Source organism: Dokdonella sp. GW821-FHT11D02 (genome assembly GCF_058808595.1).
This window is the reverse complement of record NZ_CM179520.1, coordinates 5,051,285-5,071,294: the sequence shown is the minus strand read 5'-3', so window position 1 is coordinate 5,071,294 and position 20,010 is coordinate 5,051,285. Positions and strand designations below refer to the sequence as shown.

The following is a 20,010-nucleotide window of genomic DNA, read 5'->3' as shown; positions in this document are numbered from 1 at the left end:
GGATGATGCGGTTCCAGAATTCGGGAAGGCGGGAGAGCGCCGGCGGCAGCGAGCGGCACGGCGGGCAGAAGCGGGAGTCTAGCAGTGCGAACTGCAGCCGGCGGCGGCGCGGGCCGACGCGACGCCGATCGAACGCGACATCACGCCAGGCTCGAACGCCCATCCCGAAACTTGACGCGCCGGCGGATCCCGCCCTATCATCCGCGCCCTTTTTTGAAATTGCGGCGTTACAGCCAATGGCCACCAAGCGCACTTACCAGCCGAGCAACCTCAAGCGCGTGCGCGACCACGGTTTCCGCGCCCGTATGAAGACCCGTGGTGGCCGCAAGGTCATCAATGCGCGCCGCGCCAAGGGCCGCAAGCGTCTGGCGGTCTGACATCGCCTGAACGCGTGAGCGCGCCGGCTCCGTTCCCGCGCGCGGCGCGTCTGCTCCGCCCCCAAGACTTCGCTCGCCTGCGTGGCATCAGCCGCCGCGTGGGCACTCGTCATTTCAGCGCCGAAGTCGCCGCCAACGACGGCGACAGCGCGCGTCTCGGCTTGGCCGTCTCACGGCGCGTCTCCAAAAAGGCCGTTCGCCGCAACCGCATCAAGCGCATCGCGCGCGACAGTTTTCGCCACGCGCGTGCCGGCCTGCCGATGGTCGACATCCTCGTGATCGCGCGCGGCAGCGCCGATCTGGAGCCGAACGCGAGCCTGCACGCGGAACTGGAACGCCTGTGGCAACGCATCGCGACGTTGAACGCCACCCAAGCCGCCGGCACAATGCGCGACTGACTCTTCCGCCCTCGCGCTGCCCGCCTGCGCAGGCCCCACGCCTTCAAGGATCGTTTCGGCCACGCGCGCGGCGCGGAACCGCGCCGCGCCCCGCAGGCGACCGCTTTTGCGTCTACAGACTTCCGTCATGACCAGTCCCCGCAATTTCCTTCTGATCGCCTTGCTGTTCCTCGGCTACCTGCTCTGGATGCAGTGGCAGGAGGACTACAACAAACCCACGGCCGCGCCGACCGCAGCCACGACGACGACCTCCGCCTCAAGCACGACGGCAGCGGCGCCGGCTTCCACCGCGGATGTACCGAGCGCGAACGCCAACACGCCTGCGCCGACGCCGGGCGTACCCGACGCCGCCGCAGCGGCCACGGCAAGCGCACCGAACATCGTGGTGACCACCGACCTCCTGCGCGTGGAGATCAGCCCGCGCGGCGGCAACGTCGTCGTCGCCGAACTGCTCGCCTATCCGCAGCAGCCGAAAGACTTCGCCCATCCGGTCCGTCTGCTCGACGATCGCGCGCCGACCTACTTCGCCGCGCAAAGCGGCCTGGTCAGCGCCAACGGCGCCGCGCCGGATCATCAAGCCACCTTCAGCGCCGAAAAGAATGCCTACGCACTCGCCGACGGCGCCGACACGCTCGAAGTGCCGCTGAGCTGGACCGACGCTTCCGGCCTGTCCGTGCGCAAGGTGCTGGTGTTCAAACGCGCCAGCTACGTGATCGAACAGCGCCAGGAAATCACCAACGGCGGCGCGACCGCCTGGAACGGCAACGCCTATCGCCAATTGCAGCGCGTGCCGCCGGTGTACGACACCAGCGGCATCAAGGGCTACACCAACACCGAGCACTACAGCTTCGCCGGCGCGGCCTGGTACAGCGCCACCGACAAATTCCAGAAGCTGAAATTCGATCATTTCGAGAAAGAGCCGCTCGACAAGAGCGTCACTGGCGGCTGGGCGGCGATGCTGCAGCACTACTTCTTCGCCGCGTGGATTCCACCGGGCACCGAAACCGATCAATACGCGACCAAGGTGGTGTCGGTCGGCGACGCCAAGCGTTATCTGATCCGCACCCTGTCGCCGCCGATCGCGGTCGCGCCGGGCGAAACCAAGACCGAGACTGCGCGGCTGTACATCGGCCCGAAATTGCAGAGCACGCTCGATCAGGTCGCGCCGGGACTGTCGTTGACCGTCGACTACGGCATCTTCACCGTGATCGCCGAACCGCTGCACTGGATCCTCGCGCAGCTGCACAAGCTGACCGGCAACTGGGGTCTGGCGATCATCCTGCTGGTGCTCTTGATCAAGGCTGCGTTCTTTAAGCTCAGCGAAACGCAGTTCCGCTCGATGGCGAAAATGCGCAAGCTGCAGCCGCGCATCGAAGCACTGAAGGAACGCTACGGCGACGACCGCCAGAAACTCAATCAGGCGATGCTCGAGCTGTATCAGAAGGAAAAGGCCAACCCGCTCGCCGGCTGTCTGCCGATGCTGGTGCAGATGCCGGTGTTCTTCGCCTTGTACTGGGTGCTGCTCGAAAGCGTCGAACTGCGTCAGGCGCCGTTCCTCGGCTGGATCCAGAACCTTTCCGCGCCCGATCCGTATTACGTGCTGCCGGTGTTGAACGGCCTGGTCATGGTCGCGACCTCGTTCCTGAGCCCGACCACCGGCATGGACCCGACGCAGGCGAAGATGATGAAGATCATGCCGGTGATCTTCTCGGTCTTGTTCGCCTTCTTCCCGGCCGGCCTGGTGCTGTACTGGACCGCGAACGGCGGCCTCTCGCTGCTGCAGCAGTGGATCATCACCAAGCGCGTCGAGGCGGGCGAAGTCAAAGCCGCCAAGGCGTAGTCGTGACAAGCGCGGCCGAGCAGCAAGGCCGCACCGGATTCTTCGAATGCAGCCGAACTCCGATTCCGCCTGCGACGCACCGAAGCCGCGTTCAAGCATGAACGCGCCGTCGCTGCCGTGAACGCGCGCGCCGACACCATCGCCGCCGTGGCCTCTGCGCCCGGTGTCGGCGGCGTCGGCGTGTTGCGCGTCTCCGGCCCGCTCGCTCCGACCATCGCGCGTCAGCTGCTCGGCCGCGAGCCGCGCCCGCGCCATGCGCACTACGCCGGGTTCCGCGACGCCGACGGCGAATTGATCGACCGCGGTCTCTTGCTCGCGTTTCCAGCGCCGCGTTCCTACACCGGCGAAGACGTGCTCGAACTGCAGACGCACGGCAGCCCGGTCGTGCTGCGTCTTCTGCTCGCACGCATGCTCGAGCTCGGCGCGCGTCACGCGCGGCCGGGCGAGTTTTCCGAACGCGCCTTTCTCAACGGCAAACTCGATCTGGCCCAGGCCGAAGCAGTCGCCGATCTCATCGCCAGCGGCTCGGCCGCCGCCGCGCGCGCCGCGCAACGCAGCCTCGAAGGCGAGTTTTCGCGACAGGTGCAGACCGTGCTCGAAGCGGTCGTGCGCCTGCGCGTCTGGATTGAAGCGGCGATCGATTTTCCCGAAGAAGAAATCGACTTTCTCGCCGCACCGACGCTCGCCGCCGATCTCGCCGCGCTGCGCGCGCAGTTCGACCGACTGCTCGCTGCCGCGCGCCGCGGCGTGCGTCTCGCCGACGGACTGCACGTCGTCATCGTCGGTCGGCCGAACGTCGGCAAGTCGAGTCTGATGAATGCGCTCGCGGCGAGCGAACGCGCGATCGTCGCCGACCTCGCCGGCACCACGCGCGACGTCTTGCGCGAGACGATCGATCTCGACGGCGTCGCGCTGACCCTGGTCGACACCGCCGGCTTGCGCGAAGCGGGCGACGTCGTCGAGCAGGAAGGCGTGCGTCGCGCGCGCGCCGAACTCGATCGCGCCGATCTCGCGCTCTTGGTCACCGACGCCGTCGACGCCACGGACGATCTGAGTTTGTTGGTGGAGCTGCCGCCGGAAACCGCGCGCATGGTGGTGCACAACAAGATCGATCTCGCCGCCGCGTCGCCGCGCAGCGAGACGCGCGAAGGGCGCACGCATGTGTGGCTGTCGGCGAAGAGCGGCGCCGGACTCGAGCAGCTGGTCGCCCAATTGAAGCGCCGTGCCGGCGTCGAAGAAGGCGACGGCGCCTTCAGCGCGCGTGCGCGCCACGTCGCCGCGCTCGAACGCGCGCGCGAGCATCTCGCCGCCGCTGCCGAAGCGTTGAGCGTTCGCAAAGCCGGCGAACTCGCCGCGGAGGAACTGCGCCAGGTACAGCAGGCGCTCGGCGAGATCACCGGCGAATTCAGCAGCGACGATCTGCTCGGCGAGATCTTCGCCTCGTTCTGCATCGGCAAATGACGGTCCATCGAGGGGCGTCCGCACGGCTCGCCCCCGGCCAGGCGACCGCAGGCGATCGCTTAGACCAGCCGTGCTTTCGCGTCGGCACCTCGAAAGCAGTCCGCTTCGACGAACGTCGGGCCGCGCATTGCGAGACAAGTGCCGCCTACCCGCCCAGCTCCCGCATTTCCGTGTCGAAATCCACGTAATCGGGCTGTCGCATGCAGCCGGCATGCTTAGCAGGTAACCTTCGCACGCTCATGTCGGGCAGGGGTTCATCCGAAATGAGCGCGGCCGGCGGCTCGGCCGAACGTCTGGGGTTTGATCGTTTCCGTCTTTGATCTTGGGGTGACCGTGATTTCTTTCCTTCTTCCGCGCTCGCCGTGGTCGCGAGCTATTGCGCATCGCACGTCCGTGCGCGTGTTGGCCCTGTCGACGTTGGCGCTGCTGTCGGCGCCGGCCTTCGCGCAGGTCTCGCTGACCGCGCTCGACGTCGCCTACACGCAGAACTTCAATACGCTGCCGGTCAGCGGCAACGCGACCTGGACCAATAACTCGACCGTGCCCGGCTGGTTCCACGCGCGCACCGGCACCGGCACCACGATCGTCGCCGACGTCGGCAGCAGCAACTCCGGCAATCTGTACAGCTACGGCGCGGCCGGCGATTCCGATCGCGCGCTCGGCTCGATCGGTTCGGGCAACGCGGCGGCCGGCAGCTTCTTTTGGGGGGTGCGACTGCAGAACCACACCGGCGGGCGCATCACCTCGCTCGACGTCGTCTACACCGGCGAGCAATGGCGCAACAGCGCCGCCGCCGCGCAGACGGTCGCGTTCTCTTATCTCGTCGGCGCGCCGACCGTCTCCGGTTCGCTGGCCGAGTTCCAGCAGGCCGGCACCGCGGTGACCGCGCTCGATTTCACCAGCCCCGTGACGGGCGGAACCGCAGCCGCCTTGAACGGCAACCTCGCGGCCAACCGCAGTGCGCGCACGGCGACGATCAGCGGCCTCGACATCGCCGACGGCGCCGAGATCATGCTGCGCTGGTCCGATCCGGACCAGACCGGTGCCGATCACGGCCTCTCGATCGACGATTTCTCGGTCATCCCGCACGGCGATGTCGCGCAACCTTCGATCTCGATCGACGACGTGAGCCAAGCCGAAGGCCAGAGCGGCACCAGCACGTTCCGCTTCACGGTCAGCCTGTCCGAGCCGGCTCCGGCCGGCGGCGTGACCTTCGACATCGCCACCGCCGATTCCAGCGCGACCGCGCCGTCGGATTACGCCGCTCGCTCGCTGACCGCGCAGACCATTCCGGCCGGCAGCAGCAGCTACACCTTCGACGTCACCGTCAACGGCGACACCACGCCGGAGGCCGACGAGCAGTTCTCGGTGAACCTGTTCAATGTCGTCGGCGCGCGTGTCGCCGTCGGCACCGGCATCGGCACGATCCAGAACGACGACGGCGGTCTGCAGCTGAGCGTCGACGACGTCAGCCACACCGAGCCCGACAGCGGCACCACCGTCTACACCTTTACCGTCAGCTTGTCCGGCCCGGCGCCGGCCGGCGGCGTCACCTTCGACATCGCGACCGCTGACGGTACGGCGACCGCGCCGTCGGATTACACCGCACGTTCGTTGACCGGCCAGTCGATCGCGGCCGGCAGCTCCAGCTACACCTTCGACGTCAGCGTCAACGGCGACACCACCTTCGAGCCGGACGAAACCTTCTTCGTCCGCGTCAGCAACGTGACCGGCGCGATCGCCGCCGACGTCGAAGGTCTCGGCACCATCGTCAACAACGACGCGCAAGGCGCCGATCGCATCCACGACGTGCAGGGCAACGGCGCCGCTTCGCCGATGATCGGCGCGACCGTGACGGTCGAAGGCGTGGTCACCGCGAGCTATCAGCAGACCAACCTGCAAGGCTTCTTCGTACAAGAGGAAGACGTCGACGCCGACGCCGATCCGAACACCTCCGAAGGCATCTTCGTGTACTGCGCCGCCTGCCCGGTCGCGGTCGCCGAAGGTCAGCGCGTGCGCGCCACCGGCGTCGTCTCCGAGTTCAACGGCCTGACCGAGATCACCGCGTCGAGCGCGATCGCGGTGGTCATCAGCGACGCCGGCAACCACTTGTCGGAAGTCACGCCCTCGCCGATCTCGCTGCCGATCTTCGGTGACGTCAATGTGTTCTACGAAGCGCGCGAGAGCATGCTGGTCACCTACACCGATACCTTGCTGGTGTCGGAATACTTCCAGCTCGCGCGTTTCGGCCAGATTCTTCTGTTCCCGGGCGACCGTCCGCGCCAGTTCACCGAAACCAATGCGCCGAGCGCAGCGGGCTATTCGGCGCATCTGGCCGAATTGGATCGTCGCCGCGTGATCCTCGACGACACCAACAACGTCGACAACTGGCCGCTGACCCTGCCCAACGGCAGCCAGTACGTCTATCACCCGCACGCGAACGGCGGCTTCTCGGCCGGCACGCAAGGCGCCGATTACTTCCGCGGCGGCGACCAGGTGGCCAATCTCACCGGCGTGCTGCACTGGTCCTGGGCCGGCGCCAGCGGCACCGATGCCTGGCGCATCCGTCCGACCGAGGCGCGGCCGGCGACGTTCACCCCGGCCAATCTGCGGCCGACCGCAGCACCGGCCGTCGGCGGCGCGATCAAGGCCGCCGGCGTCAACGTGCTGAACTACTTCACCACCATCGACACCACCGCCAGCAACTCGTCCGGCAACTGCGGCCCGTCCGCCAATCAAGACTGCCGCGGTGCCGACAGCAACGCCGAACTGCAGCGTCAGCGTGAGCGCACCTCGATCGCGCTGTGCGGCCTCAACGCCGACGTCGCCGCGCTGATGGAAATCGAGAACGACTCGGCGCAGAACGCGATCACCGATCTGGTCGCGGCGATCAATGCGCGCTGCGGCGGCACCCATCCGTACGCACGCGTCAGCACGGGCGGTTCGGTCGGCACCGACGCGATCCGCGTCGCGATGATCTATCGCTCCGGCGTGCTGTCGCCGGTCGGTTCGCCGCTGGTCGACACCAACTCGATCAACAATCGTCCGCCGATCGCGCAGACCTTCGACGTCGTCGACGCCACCAACCCGGCCGTCGGCCAGCGCTTCACCGTGATCGCGAATCATCTCAAGTCGAAGGGTTGCGGCGGTGCCAGCGGTGGCGACTCGGACAGCGGCGACGGCCAGTCCTGCTTCGCCGCGACGCGCACGCAACAGGCCAACCGCCTGCTCAGCTGGGTCAACTCGACCGTGATTCCTGCGGCCGGCGACCCGGACGTGCTCCTGCTCGGCGACTTCAACTCGAACGCGAAGGAAACGCCGATCAGCACGCTCGCCGCCGGCGGCTTCGAAGATCTGGTCAGCAGCCGCTCTCCGGGCGAGTACTCCTACCTGTTCGACGGCCAGCTCGGCCATCTCGACTACGCGCTCGCCAGCAGCAGCCTCGCCGCGCAAGTCGTCGGCGCGAAACCGTGGCACATCAATGCCGACGAAGTGCCGCTGTTCGACTACAACGACGACGTCAAAGACACCGGCGAAGCCGCGTTCGAGGAAGAGCCCGACGGCTCGAACCTGACGCCGCCGCGCAGCTTGTGGCAGCCCAACACGCCCTACCGCGCTTCGGACCACGATCCGGTGCTGGTCGGCCTGTTCTCCACCGCCGGCGGCAACAGCGATCTCGCGATCCACGTGACCGACGCGCCCGATCCGGTCAACGCCGGCGCGCAGCTCGTCTATACCGTCGCGATCGGCAACAACGGCGCCAATGCCGCCAACACGGTGGCCTGGACTAACACGCTGCCGACCGGCGTCAACTTCGTCTCGCTCGGCGCACCCGCCGGCTGGAACTGCACCACGCCAGCGGTCGGTGCGAGCGGCGCGATCAACTGCACCGTCACCACACTGCCTGCCGCAGGATCGGCCACGTTCACCTTGGTCGTCGCGCTGTCGCCGAGCTTCGCGCCCGGCACGCTGCCGGCGAGCTTCGTCGCCAGTGCGGCGAACGACCCCAATACCGCCGACAACACCGCGACGGTGTCGACCACGGTCAACGCGGTCGCCGACCTCAGCGTCGTGATGACCGACACGCCCGATCCGGTCGTCGCCGGCACCAACCTGAGCTACGCCATCACGCTGACCAACGCCGGCCCCAGCAGTGCCGCCGCAGCGACCTTGACCGACCTGCTGCCGAGCGGCACCAGCTTCGTCTCGCTCGCTCCGGTCAGCGGCTGGAGCTGCACCACGCCGGCGGTCGGTGCAGCGGGTACGGTCTCGTGCAGCAACGCTGCGTTCGCGCCCGGCAATGTCGCATTCACCCTGGTCGTCAAAGTCGACGCCGGCGTGGCCGGCGGCATGCAGCTTTCGAACACCGCGACGGCGAGCACGACCAGCAGCGATCCGAACCCCGCCAACGACAGCGCGACCGCGACGACGCAGGTGCAAGCAGCCCCGCAGGGCCAGCTGACGATCACGCCGGCCACGATCGATTTCGGCGATCAGACCGTCGGCACCAGCACGCCGGCGCGCATGATCACGCTCGGCAACAGCGGCAACGCCACGCTCAACGTGACCGCACTGAGCCCGCCGTTGGCACCGTTCGTGCGCGGCGCCGGCAGCTGCAGTGCGAATCTGCCGATCACGATCGCGGCCGGCACGAGCTGCCAGCTGAGCTACACCTTCGCCCCCGGCACGACCGGCATGGCCAGCCAAACCGTCAGCGTCACCGCCGACGCCCCCGGCAGCGGCAGCTTCACCTTGAACGGCAACGGTGTCGCCGCGCAGGCCGACATCGGTATCAGCATCGACGACGGCCGCGAGTACGCGCAGGTCGGCGAAACCTTGAACGCCGTGATCGAAGTGAAGCACTTGAGCGGCACGGGGACCGCCACCGTCAACGTGCAGGACACGCTGCCGCCCGAACTCGGTGACGGCAGCTGGACCTGCACGCCGACCGGCGCCGCCACCTGCGCCGGCGGCAGCGGCAACACGCTCGACGAAACCGCAACGCTGCCGCCCGGCACGCGCGTGGTCTACACCTACTCGGCGACCGTGCAAGGCGGCGCCAGCGAGGTGATCAACCACACGGCGACGGCAACCCTCGTGGGCAGCGTGATCGATCCGAACCCGGCCAACAACAGCGCCAGCGATACGCCGGCGACGATCATCGTGTTGTTCCGCGACGGCTTCGACGAAGCGGCGACCGCGCTGAACCTGGATGCTCACGGCGACGCCGGCGGCTTCGTCAGTGCGCAGCTGCAGGTCGAAGCCAGCCTGCTCGACCGCCTCGGTCCGATGCCGGTGCTGGTCGCGCGCGGCGACACGGCGCAAGGTGCTGCGGTCTCGATCGAGCTGGCGCGCTTCGGCGCGCAGACCGCGATGCGCTTGAGCTTGCACGACGCGCAAGGTCGTCCGCAGCGCAGCGAATGGCGCAACGTCGATCTCGCGGCCGAGCCGCTCGATCTGGCCTGGCAGTCGGCCGCCGCGCAGCAGAGCGACGGCTACGTTCGCCTCGCCGTCGGCGCCGCCTCGCTGCAGGCGACCGAGCGCAGCGAGACCAGTCGCCTCGTGCGCTTGCGCATCAGCGAGATCGACGGCACGCCCTGGCTGGCCTTGCTGCCCAACTGAGCACGCCATGCCGTGAAACGCGAAGAGCCCGGGGCGACCCGGGCTCTTTTGCGTTGAGGGGTCGTCTCCGCGACTGAGATCGATTGCCGGATAATCGGGCCGGTGTTCCATCTTCACTACGGCAACGACCTGCGCGGCCTCGCCCGGATTCTCGGCGAGCGCATCGTCGCGGCCGACCGCGAGACCTTGCTGACTCCGGCGGTCGTGCTGGTGCCGCATCCCGGTATGCGCCGCTGGCTCGAGATCGAACTGGCAGAGGCGCAAGGCGTCGTCGCGAATCTCGACTTCCGCCTGCCCGCGCAATTCGTCTGGCAGGTGCTGCGCGCCAATCGCCCCGAGCTCGGCGAGCGCTCGCTCTACGATCGCGACGTGTTGCGCTGGCGACTGTTCCCGCTCTTGGCCGAGCTCGCGCAGGAAGCGGTCGGCGCGCCGCTCGCGCACTATCTGCGCGGCGAAGGCGGCGAGCTCAAGCGCCTGCAGCTGGCGCAGGAATTCGCCGCCGCGTTGGAACGCTATCAAGCGTATCGGCGCGATCTCTTGGCCGAGTGGGAACGCGGCCAAGAGCGCGACGACTGGCAAGCCGAAGCCTGGCGCCGTCTCGTGCGCGGCAGCGCCGAGCCGCATCGCGCCGGCCTGATCGGCGATTTCCTCGCGCGTCACAGCGGTGGCGCGGCGGTTCCGAAGGGATTGCCGCCGCGCCTGGCCGCGTTCGGCTGCCTCAACATCGCGCCCGATACGCTGCGCGTGCTCGGCGCGATCGGTGAATACGTCGAGCTCGACTTCCTCTTGCCCTCGCCCTGCGCCGAGTACTGGGGCGAGGAGCGCAGCTTGCGTGAACGCCTGCGCGCAGGTGCGCAGCCGCTGGAAACGCCGGAACAACCGCTGCTCGCCTCCTGGGGGCGGGTCGGCCGCGAATTCTTCGAGCAGGTGTTCTCCTACGAGGAAGTGCAACCGGCCGACGAGCAGGCGGTCCTGCGCGAGCCCGCGCGCGCGCATCTGCTCGGCCGCCTGCAAGCAGACATTCTCGAATTGCGCACGCCGCTGCCGTCGGAACGCGCGCCTTCGCCCGATCCGAACGATCACTCGCTGCGCGTGCACGTCTGTCATTCGCCCTTGCGCGAGGTGCAGGTGCTGCACGATCGGGTGCTCGACTTGTTCGAGCGCGACCCGAGCCTGCAGCCGCGCGAGATCGCGGTCATGCTGCCCGACGTCGCCGCCTACGCGCCGGCGATCGAAGCGGTGTTCGGCGCCTTGCCGAGCGACGATCCGCGCCGCATCCCCTACACCATCGCCGACCGCAGCGCCGACGACGAGCATCCGCTGGTCGAAGCCTTCCTGCGTTTGCTCGCGCTGCCGGCCTCGCGCTGGAGCGTCAGCGAATTCCTCGATCTGCTCTCGTTGCCGGCCGTGCGGCGCCGGCTCGATCTCGACACCGACGCCTTGGCCGACTTGCGCCACTGGTTCGATCTGGCCGGCGTGCGCTGGGGCCTGGACGAATCGACCCGCGCCGCCTTCGGTGCCGGCCGCTACCGCGCATTCACCTGGGCCGAAGGGATCGAACGTCTGTTGCTCGGCATGGCCGGCGGCGATGAGCAGGGGGTCGCCGGCATCGCTCCGGTCGCTGCCGTCGAAGGCCGCGCCGCGGCCACGCTGGGGCAAGCGCTGGTCTTGCTGCGCGAACTCGAACAACTCGCCGCCGCGCAACGCCGCGTGCACTCGCCGGCGGCGTGGCGCGACTTGTACGCGGACGCGCTTGCCGCGCTGTTCTCGCTCGAAGACGCCGATCGCGACGAACGCCGCGCGCTCGGTGCGATCCGCGCCGCGCTGGCCGCACTGGCCGAAGACGCGGCCAGCGCCGGTTGCAACGAACCCTTGAGCTGGTCCAGCGTGCGCGCGTTTCTCGGCGAACAGCTGGCGCAAGCCGATCCGCAACAGCGCTTTCTCGCCGGCGGCGTCAGCTTCTGCGGCATGGTGCCGCTGCGCGCGATTCCGTTCCGCGTGATCGCCGTATTGGGTTTGGGCGACGAGGCGTTTCCGCGCCGTGAACCGGCGCTCGGCATCAGCCGGCTCGAGCGCGAGCTGCGCCGCGCACGCCGACTCGGCGACCGTTCGGTGCGCGACGACGACCGTTATCTGTTCCTGCAAATCCTCACTTCGGCCGACGACGCCCTGCATCTCTCCTACGTCGGGCGCGATCAGCGCAGCGGCGAAGCGCGCGAAGCCTCGGCCCTGATCGACGAACTGCTCGACGTCGTCACGCACGACTACTACACGGACACAGCGACCGCGCGCCGCGCACTGATCGTGGAACACCCCTTGCAACCGTTCGCGCGCCGCGCGTTCGATCGCAGCGAGGCGGAAATCTTCACCTACCGCGACGAGTGGCGCAGCGCTGCCGCTGCCGGTCGCGCCGGCCGCGCGCAGCCGTTCGCGCCGCACGTGTTCGATATAGCCGAATCATCCACGCGGCTCTCGCTCGACCGCTTGATTGACTTCTGGCGCGCGCCGCAACGCGCTTTCCTGCGCGACGTGCTGCAATTGGATTTGTACGAACACGACGATCTCGCGCAAGACGACGATCCGCTCGAACTGAACGGCTTGGACGCATCGCGCCTGCGCCACGCGCTGGTCGCCGACGCGCTCGCACGCGGCAGCGTGCCTGCGCGTGCGTTCGACGCCGAGCTGCGCATGCGGCAGCAGCTGCCGGTCGGCGCGGCCGGTGCCGCCGCCTACGACGGCGAAGCGTTCGCCGCCGCGCGCATCGCCGCCGTGGTCGAGCACTGGCGTGCGAACAAGACGCGGCTGCCGCCGCTGGCCTTCGAGCTCGCGCTCGACGGCGGCGATGCGCTCGAATGCAGCTTGCGCGCGCCGTATCGCGAAGGCTTGTTGTTCTGGACGCCGACCGCGATGCACGGCCGTCACTGGGTGCGGCCTTGGATCGAGACGCTGGTTCTGCTCGCCTGCGAGGATCGCGCGCGGTTCGGCTTCGCCGCCGACGCGCACGGCACACAGATCGCGCTTGGCGGACGCGGCGTTGAAACCCACGCCTTGCACGGTCTCGACGCCGCGACGGCACGCGCCGAACTCGCCAGTCTCATCGCCGGCTATCGCGCGGGTCAGCACGCCCCGCTCGCATTTTTTCCGAAAGCGGCGTGGGCGTATGTGGAGAAACTCGCTGGCGCGAAAGCGGCGTCGAATGAGCAGGCGCTCGACGCCGCGCGCCAGGAATTCGAACGCGGCGGCGAAAGCACCGATGCCTGGATCGCGCTCGCCTTTCGCGATCGCGAACCGTTCGCCGATCCGGCTCTGCTGCCCGCGTTCGAGCAAGAAGCCGCGCGCGCGTTCGGCACGCTCGCCGCATTGCTGCACGGAGCGCCGCGATGAGCCTCGCGCTCGAACTGCCGCTCGGCGGCACGCAGCTGATCGAGGCCAGCGCGGGTACGGGCAAGACCTGGACCATCGCCGGGCTGTACTTGCGCGCGTTGATCGAACGCCGACTGGAACTCGGCGACATCCTCGTCGTCACCTTCACCCGCGCCGCTACCGACGAGCTCAAGCAGCGGCTGCGCCGTCGCCTGCTGCAGGCCAGCGCGCTCGCCGAAGCCGCGCTGCGCGCCGCGCCGGCTGCACCCGGCCGCTACCTGCACGAGCGGCACGCGGAGGCGATCGCGCAAGGCGACACCGAGATCGCCTTCGCGGCGGCGGTGCTCGAGCGCGCCGTGGCCGACGAAGCGATCGATGCGCTCGTGCGCCGCCTGCGCCTGGCCGCAACCGGCATGGACGAAGCGGCGATCCACACCATTCACGGCTACTGCCAGCGGGTGCTGCGCGAGCAGGCGTTCGCGTCCGGCGAGGCGCTCGATCCGGGTGAGCTGATCGGCTCCGACCGCGATCTGATCGCCGAGATCGCCGCGGATTTCTGGCGCCTCAACGCGAGCGCGCCCGAGCGCGCGGCGGACTTCGCGATCCTGCGCGAACGCATCGGCACGCCGGACGCACTCGCGCGTGTGCTGGAGCGCGCGGTCGATGCGGATCTGCTCGTCTATCCGCGTGCCGACGACGCCATCGATCCGCAAGCGCTGGTTGAGGCGAACCTCGCCGAAGAGAGCGCACGCGCGCGATTGTTCGAAGCCTGGCGCGCGGACGGCGAGCGCAGCTTGGCCAAGGTGCACGCTCACGCGAGCGCCAAACGTCTCAACGGCGTCACGCATCGAGCCGAGCACGTGCAGTCGCGCATCGAGCTGTGCGCAGCGGCCTTGCGCTTCGACACGTTGCCGCCGAATCTGCAGCAATTCGCGTCGTTCGGAACGCGCCAACTGGCGAAGGCGGCGAAAGGCGCGCTCGATCAGCTGCCGGACGCATTCACCGATGCGATCGACACCTGGCTCGACGCGCAGGTCGCGCTCATGGCCGCGCAAGCGCAACGCTGGCCGGTCCTGCTCGCCGCGGCGCGCCGTCACGCGATCGAACAGCTCGACCAGCGCAAGCGGCGCGCGGCGCGGCAAAGCTACGACGATCTGATCCAACGGCTGTACGCAGCCATCGTCGATCGCCAACACGGTGCGCGCCTCGCCGTGTCCTTGCACGAGCGTCATCCGGTCGTGCTGGTCGACGAATTCCAAGACACCGATGCACGCCAGTTCGAGATTTTCCGCCGCATGCACGAGGCACGGCCGGGCGGTGCGCTGATCCTGGTCGGCGACCCGAAGCAGGCGATCTATCGCTTCCGCGGCGGCGACATCGAAGCCTATCTGCGTGCCGCGGCGACGACTTCGGGGCCGCCGCAAGCCTTGGCGCACAACTTCCGTTCCTCGCCCGGACTGCTGCGGGCGATCGCCGCGGTGTTCGCTCAGGGAGACGCCGCCAGCGCGTTCGTCGATCCGCGCATCCGCTTTCACGCGGTCGAGGCCGGCGGCCGTGCGCGCGACGACGACGTGCGCAGCGGCACGCGCCCGATCACTCCATTGACCGTCTGGCATCTGCCCGAAGACGCCGCGCGCGCTTCCAAGGACGAGGCGCGCGCGCTGCTGGCGGCCGGCTGCGCCGAAGCGATCGTCGATTGGCTGCGCAAGGCGCGTGCCGGTGCGGCGACGATTTTGGAGAATGGCGAACGTGTCGCTTTGGCGCCGCGCCATATCGCAGTGCTGGTGGCGGAGAACAAGGAGGCGATCCTGATGCAGGACGCGCTCGCCGCGCGCGGCGTCGCCAGCGCGACCATCCGCCGCGACAGCGTGTTCGCCAGCGCCGAAGCGCAAGACGCGCTGCTGTTGCTGCGCGGCCTGGAAAGCCACGACGAAGCCGGTCTGCGCGCGGCGCTCGCTACGCGCCTGTGCGGCCGCGACGCCGTGGCGCTGGCGGCACTGACCGACCCGGCGCAGCCCGAGCGATGGCAACGCGAACTGCAAGCGCTCGACGCGCTGCAACGGCTATGGCGCGAGCGCGGCGTGCTCGCGCTGTTCGAGCGTGTGCTGGAGACGCGCGCCGCGGCGATCCTCGACGGCGTCGGCGGCGAGCGGCGTTTGACCAACTACCTGCAACTGGCCGAGTTGCTGCAAGAGGCCGAGCGGCGTCGTGTCGGGGGCGCCGACCTGGTCGATTGGCTGCATCGGCGCATCGCGCAAGCGGATGAACGCAACGAAGAAGAACAGCTGCGTCTGGAAGCGGACGCCGATCGCGTGCAGATCGCGACGATCCACGCCAGCAAGGGTCTGGAATACGACCTCGTCTTCATACCCTTCAGCGCGCTCGCGCCGGGCCAGCCCAATCACTATCCGCGCCTGCTCGAATGGCATGCGCACGGCGCGCGCGCCGTTCGCGTCGTCACGCGGGACGACGCCAACGACGAAGCCGGCACGACGGCGCAAGCGGCGGCCGAGCGCGAGCAGCTGGCCGAGCGCGTGCGCGTGCTCTACGTCGCATTGACGCGCGCGCGCTACGCCTGCTGGTTGTCGTGGGATCTGATCGGCCGCGGCGCGGCCCTGCCCGCCTTGGCCCAGCTCTGGCACGCCGGTGCGATGCCGAAGACCGCCGCCGAAGCGCTAGCCGCCGCGCAGCGGCTGCAGGCATCGGCAGCCAACGTCGTGCAGGTCGAGACCTTGCCGGCGCCCGCGTTCGACCGCCTCGATGCGCCGATGTCGCTGGCCTTGCCGCCGGCGCGCTCGTTGCGGCGAACGATCGACACCAGTTGGTGGATCGCGAGCTTCTCGCAGCTGCGCGACGGTGCGCGCGTAGAGCTGCCCGACGCGGCCGGCGGCGACGACGAAGCGAGCGCCGTCGGCGGCGAACGCGAGGACGAGGCGACGTCTGTCGAGGGCGGCATTGCGGATTGGCCGCGCGGCGAACGCTTCGGCACCGCGATGCATGAAATCCTCGAACACATCGATTTCGCCGCCTGGCGCGATCACGCCGAGGCGCTCGCGCCGCTCGATCAGCGCGATGCGATCCGTGCGCGACTGCGTCGTCACCAGCTCGCGCCGGCCGAACGCGAAGCGGAGCTGCAGCGCATCGTCACGCGCCTGGTCGCGACGAGCTTGAATGCGCAATTGCCCAATGGCGCTGTGCTCGCCGAACTGCCGCCGGAGCGTCGTCGCGCCGAGCTGCCGTTCCATTTCGCGATCGGCGGCGTCGCGCCCGAGCGTCTGCTCGCATTGCTGCGCGAATACGGCTATCAGCAGCATCGCGCCGGTTTCGCACGCGTGGGCGAGCGTCTGGCCGGGCTGATGACCGGCGTGATCGATCTGGTCTACCGACACGACGGCCGCTGGTGGCTGGTCGACTACAAGACCAACTGGCTCGGGCCGCGCCGCTCCGACTACGCCGGCAAGGCACTCGCCGCGGCGGTGCGCGAGCACGACTACGACCTGCAATACCTGATCTACGCGCTGGCTCTGCATCGCTGGCTGCGCAGCCGGCTCGGCTCGGCGTGGGATTACGAGCGCGACTTCGGCGGTGCGGTCTATTTGTTCCTGCGCGGCCTGGTGCGCGACGGCAGTGCCGGCGTGCACCTGGACCGTCCGCCGCTGGCTTTGATCGAAGCGCTCGACGAGCTGCTCGCGCCGGCGCCGCGCGCGCGCGGAGAACCGCCGTGCTGAGCCGCCTGCAGCAAGCCGGCGCGTTGCGCGCGATCGACGTCGAGTTCGCGCGCCTGCTCGCGCGCCTCGACGGCCGTGACGACGAACTCTTGGCGCTCGCGGCGGCAACGGCGAGTCAGGCGCTGGCGCAGGGCCACAGCTGCCTGCCGCTGACGGCGCTGGGCGAGGTGCTGCAGGCGGCGACCGATGCGCCGCTGCGTATGGCGCTGCCGGATGCGGACGCCGTGCGCGCCGCGCTGCACGCATCGCCCGTGGTCGGCGACGGCGAAAGCGACGCGGCGCTGCCCTTGCTGCTCGATGCGCACGATCGCGTCTGGCTGCGCCGCTATCACGACTACGAACGGCGCGTGGCGGCCGGCTTGCTGCGGCGTGCGCGTTCGTTGCGGCCGCCGACCGACGCTGCACGTCTGCGCGCGGCATTGGCGCGGCAATTCGCGCTCGCGGGCGAAACCGACTGGCAGGCCGTCGCCGTCACGCTCGGTCTGCGCGCGCATCTGACCGTGATCAGCGGCGGTCCCGGCACCGGCAAGACCAGTAGCGTGTTGTGGCTCTTGCTCGCCCTGCTCGAACAGGCCGAGGCCGACGGCATGCCGCTGCCGCGCATCCGCCTCGCCGCACCGACCGGCAAGGCCGCGGCGCGCCTGGGCGAAGCGATCCGCGCGCGCAAACCCTTGCTGGCCTGCAGCGACGCAGTGCGCGCGGCGATTCGCGAAGACGAGGCGTCGACGATCCATCGCCTGCTCGGTCATCGGCCGCGCGGCGGTTTCCGTCACGGGCGCGACAACTCGCTCGCCGCCGACATCGTCGTCGTCGACGAGGCCTCGATGATCGACTTGCCGCTGATGGCGCATCTGCTCGATGCGCTGCGCGAGGAAACGCGTTTGATCTTGCTCGGCGACGTCGCCCAGCTCGCCTCGGTCGAAGCAGGGCACGTGTTCGCCTCGATCGCACCGCCTGACGATTTGGCCAATCGCTATACCGCGGCCGCGGCCGAGTATCTCGAGGTCGCGACCGGCTTCGAGGTGCCGCGTGCAGGCGCCTCGTCGCATGCGCTCGGCGACGCCTTCGTCGAATTGCGGCGCAGCCATCGTTACGCCGAAGCCGGCGGCATCGGCCGTCTCGCGCGTGCGCTGCGGGCGGGCGACGCCGAGGCGTCGATGGCGGTACTGCGCGAAAACAAGGAGGAACTCGCCTGGCAGCCGCTCGACCGCACGGCGCTGACGCGATTCGCGCACGAGCGCTGGGCGCCGGCGTTCGCGCGCCTGGCCGAGGCTGCCGATGCGGGCATGGCGCTGGCCGAGTCGGCGCGCCTGCGCGTGCTGTGCGCATTGCGCGAGGGGCCGTTCGGTTGCGTCGCGGTCAATCGCGCGATCGAAGCGAGCTTGAGCGAGGGCGCACCCTGGTATCACGGCCGCCTGGTCATGGTCGTCGCCAACGACTACCGGCACGGCTTGTTCAACGGCGACGTCGGCATCGCCTGGCGCGCGCCGGACGGACGGCTGGACGTCTGCTTCGCCGGCGACGACGGCCATCTGCGCGCGTTCGCGCCGTCGATCCTGCCGGCGCACGAAAGCGCGTTCGCGCTGACCGTGCACAAGAGCCAAGGCTCGGAGTTCGAGCAGGTCGCGATCGTGCTGCCCGATACGCCGAGTGCGGTACTGGGCCGCGAACTGCTCTACACGGCCGTCACGCGCGCGCGCCGAGGCCTGACCGTCTGCGCCGAAGAGGCCGTGTTGCGCGTCGCGATCGCACGCCGCGTCGAGCGCTACACTGGCTTGCCCGATTTCTTGCGCGAGGCTTGAATACCGCCTCGTTTGCTCGATATGGGGGAGCACTCCCTCTCCCGCTTGCGGCAGCGTCGGTTCGGTTTCCGTCCGGATCGGATGCGACCGCCGCCCCTATTCCGAGGTATCCATGATCGATTTCTACTATTGGCCGACGCCCAACGGTCACAAGATCACGTTGTTTCTGGAAGAGGCGGGATTGGACTACCGCATCCGGCCGGTCGACATCGGCAAGGGTGCGCAGTTCGAGCCGGACTACCTGGCGATTTCGCCGAACAACAAAATGCCGGCGATCGTCGACCACGCGCCGGCCGACGGCGGCGCGCCGATCAGCGTGTTCGAGTCGGGCGCGATCCTGCTCTATCTCGCCGGCAAGAGCGGGCGCTTCCTTCCGCAGGACGAGCGTGCGCGCAACGTGGTGACCGAGTGGTTGTTCTGGCAGGTGGCCGGCCTCGGCCCGATGACCGGGCAATACGGGCATTTCACCGTGTATGCGCCCGAACCCATTCCGTATGCGATCGAACGCTACACCCGCGAAGCGCGCCGCCTGCTCGGCGTGCTCGACAAGCGTCTGGCCGGGCGTGCCTTCATCGCCGGCGACGATTACACGATCGCCGACATGGCCGCGCATCCGTGGATCAGTCCGTACTCGAAGGCGCCGATCGACTTGAGCGACTTCACCCAGGTGCAGCGTTGGCACGCCGCGATCGCCGCGCGGCCGGCGACGCAGCGCGCGTACGCGCGCGGAGCGGAGGTCAATCCAGCCGCCGGCACGCCGCTCAGCGAAGAAGAACGCAAGGTTCTGTTCGGGCAAGGCAAGAAAGCCTGACGCTAGCGGCTCAGGGCGTGCCCTGAGCCGTCGCCGGTGCAGCGAGCAGACGGTTCAACTCGTCGAGAATGCGGTTGAGACCGGTCTCGCTGTAACCGGCGTGGATGTTGGCGATGCGCCCGTCGCGGCCGATCATCACCAACAGCGGCAAAACTTTCAGCCCGAATCGTCTCGCCAGCGCGCCGTCGGGATCGCGCGTGTAGGTCATTTGCGCGTCCGTCGCCTTCGCCAGCAGCTTGCGCATGAGCGCAGCGTCTTCCTTGTAGTTGATCGCGATCACCTTGATGTGATCGGCGCCCTGGCGCTGCACGTTTTCGAGAATCGGCAGTTCCCTGCGGCAAGGTGGGCACCACGAGGCCCAGAAGCTCAGCACGACGACCTTGCCGCGACTGTCCTCGAGACGGATAGGGGCGCCGTCGCGATCCTTGCCGACCACTTCCGGTGCGGGATCGCCCACCGCGAGCGTCTTGGCGGCGGCAGCGACCTGGGGCTGCGCCAGCAGAGCGGCGGCGAGCAGCAGCGACGACAGCATCCTGCGCATGTGCAGTCTCCCGAGTGCCGATTGTTCTCATCCTACCGCAGCGATCCGCGCCGCCACGACCTGCCGC

The 20,010-nt window shown here is 68.9% G+C and carries 10 protein-coding genes; 9 read left to right on the top strand and 1 reads right to left on the bottom strand.

Annotated features, from left to right (window positions below):
* The first annotated feature begins 236 nt into the window (after positions 1–236).
* From rpmH to AC3QL3_RS21435, 9 genes are all read left to right on the top strand, one after another.
* On the top strand, positions 237–377 hold the full coding sequence (rpmH, locus tag AC3QL3_RS21475; protein ID WP_131993844.1) for a 50S ribosomal protein L34: 141 nt from the start codon (positions 237–239) through the stop codon (positions 375–377).
* A 14-nt stretch (positions 378–391) separates the two neighbouring features.
* Entirely contained in the window at positions 392–775 is a 384-nt protein-coding gene (rnpA, locus tag AC3QL3_RS21470; RefSeq protein WP_492896158.1) for a ribonuclease P protein component, read from the top strand.
* 127 nt (positions 776–902) lie between these two features.
* A complete protein-coding gene (gene yidC / locus AC3QL3_RS21465) occupies positions 903–2,615 on the top strand; it encodes a membrane protein insertase YidC (protein ID WP_492896157.1) in 1,713 nt (570 codons plus the stop codon).
* Between the two features lie 117 nt (positions 2,616–2,732).
* Positions 2,733–4,076: a tRNA uridine-5-carboxymethylaminomethyl(34) synthesis GTPase MnmE gene (mnmE, locus tag AC3QL3_RS21460; protein WP_492896156.1), complete on the top strand. Its 1,344-nt coding sequence runs from the start codon at positions 2,733–2,735 to the stop codon at positions 4,074–4,076.
* 393 nt (positions 4,077–4,469) lie between these two features.
* The gene (locus AC3QL3_RS21455) at positions 4,470–9,698 is read left to right on the top strand and encodes an ExeM/NucH family extracellular endonuclease (protein WP_492896155.1); all 5,229 of its coding nucleotides are present in this window, start codon (positions 4,470–4,472) and stop codon (positions 9,696–9,698) included.
* Between the two features lie 102 nt (positions 9,699–9,800).
* Positions 9,801–13,082, top strand: a complete 3,282-nt coding sequence (gene recC / locus AC3QL3_RS21450) for an exodeoxyribonuclease V subunit gamma (protein WP_492896154.1) — start codon at positions 9,801–9,803, stop codon at positions 13,080–13,082.
* Positions 13,079–16,789, top strand: a complete 3,711-nt coding sequence (recB, locus tag AC3QL3_RS21445; RefSeq protein WP_492896153.1) for an exodeoxyribonuclease V subunit beta — start codon at positions 13,079–13,081, stop codon at positions 16,787–16,789. The genes recC and recB overlap by 4 nt, the downstream gene beginning before the upstream one ends.
* Positions 16,783–18,591, top strand: a complete 1,809-nt coding sequence (gene recD, locus AC3QL3_RS21440; RefSeq protein WP_492896152.1) for an exodeoxyribonuclease V subunit alpha — start codon at positions 16,783–16,785, stop codon at positions 18,589–18,591. Before recB ends, recD begins: the two co-directional genes overlap by 7 nt.
* Before the next feature lie 112 nt (positions 18,592–18,703).
* Positions 18,704–19,402, top strand: coding sequence for a glutathione binding-like protein (locus tag AC3QL3_RS21435; protein ID WP_492896151.1), 699 nt, complete (start codon positions 18,704–18,706; stop codon positions 19,400–19,402).
* A 10-nt stretch (positions 19,403–19,412) separates the two neighbouring features.
* Here AC3QL3_RS21435 and AC3QL3_RS21430 read toward each other — a convergent pair whose 3' ends face one another.
* Positions 19,413–19,943, bottom strand: coding sequence for a TlpA family protein disulfide reductase (locus tag AC3QL3_RS21430; protein WP_492896150.1), 531 nt, complete (start codon positions 19,941–19,943; stop codon positions 19,413–19,415).
* Between the last annotated feature and the right edge of the window lie 67 nt (positions 19,944–20,010).

Excerpts from the sequence above, each read along its gene's own strand:
- rpmH (WP_131993844.1), top strand. The coding sequence starts at position 237 with ATGGCCACCAAGCGCACTTACCAGCCGAGCAACCTCAAGCGCGTGCGC.
- yidC (WP_492896157.1), top strand. The coding sequence starts at position 903 with ATGACCAGTCCCCGCAATTTCCTTCTGATCGCCTTGCTGTTCCTCGGC.
- recB (WP_492896153.1), top strand. The coding sequence starts at position 13,079 with ATGAGCCTCGCGCTCGAACTGCCGCTCGGCGGCACGCAGCTGATCGAG.
- AC3QL3_RS21435 (WP_492896151.1), top strand. The coding sequence starts at position 18,704 with ATGATCGATTTCTACTATTGGCCGACGCCCAACGGTCACAAGATCACG.
- AC3QL3_RS21430 (WP_492896150.1), bottom strand. The coding sequence starts at position 19,943 with ATGCGCAGGATGCTGTCGTCGCTGCTGCTCGCCGCCGCTCTGCTGGCG.